The 1098-nt window shown below is 44.0% G+C and carries 1 protein-coding gene; it reads right to left on the bottom strand.

The annotated features are described in order from the left end of the window. Positions 1-963 (bottom strand): MFS transporter (locus tag R7Q38_RS24450; RefSeq protein WP_318114663.1); only part of this gene is annotated, 963 nt, incomplete at its 3' end. Positions 964-1098 lie beyond the last annotated feature (135 nt).

The following is a 1098-nucleotide window of genomic DNA, read 5'->3' as shown; positions in this document are numbered from 1 at the left end:
ATAATCCACCAAAGCAGCGCTTAGTACGTTAGGTATCGCAATGCCAAACGCCATCACGACCAATAACATTGGAACTAAAAACCAAATAGATATTTGAGCCCAAAAGACACCAAACCCACCAGCCAACAACAGTATCGATGCGATCCACAACAAAGATGTTTGCGTTCGTCCTTTACCCAGCAAAAATTTATTCAACAAGCTGCCGACAAATGTACCTAAGCCAAGTACAACGCCACTGTATCCAAACTCCGATGAGCTAAAACCTAACGCCTCAAATGTGAAAGCACCTAATTGGTAGTAAGAAAACAATGCGATATTGTAGAGCGCAACTAATAACGTCGATTGCCAGATTTGCGCATCTCTCAGCATTCGTCCCAGAAGTGAACCAATATTCAAAGGCTGTTTCTGAATTTGTGTCTCTGGCAGTTTGAAAACGTTGTAAACAAACAAGCCTAACGCCATGACAAACAGTGTAAAAAAGACGGTTTGATAGCCGCCCAATGCGGTTAACTGGCCGCCGAGCAACATGCCAATCACCGGACTGACAGAAATTCCTATTCCCATTACGCCGAATACTTTACCCAATTCTTCGCCAGAAAAACTGTCCCGCAACATGGTTTGCGTCACCACGGAACCAACCGCAATACCAAAGGCGCTCAACGCTCGAGCCAACATGACCACATCAAAGCGGTCAGTTTGCATCGCAACCAATGCAGAAAGCCCATAAACGAGCAAGCCAACTAGCATGGTTGGACGTCTTCCCCATTTATCTGCTAATAGACCCCAAACCACGACTCCGATTGCAAATGCTGTAAAGTAGATCGATAGGGTTTGCGCTGCTTGCGAATAGGTGATTGAGAATGATTGTGCAATATCACCAAGTACAGGGCTGTAAATCGTCTCTACAATTTGCGGAAACATCAGCATCACAACCATTAATCCAATAGAAGGTTTCGTTTTCATTTTTGCCTCTCTATCCCACTTCGACCTGATGAATTCAGAAGCTTAAGTGGGTAACAAACTTAACTTGGCGCGCAGTATAGAAGGCGTTATGCTTTACCCATTAACATCATTAAGACCAAAAACATCAAAATTCGG

This window comes from Vibrio sp. Vb0598 (assembly GCF_033338935.1).
Taxonomy (GTDB): domain Bacteria; phylum Pseudomonadota; class Gammaproteobacteria; order Enterobacterales; family Vibrionaceae; genus Vibrio; species Vibrio alginolyticus.
The sequence above is the reverse complement of the archived record's forward strand: the minus strand, read 5'-3'. Positions and strand labels throughout refer to the sequence as shown.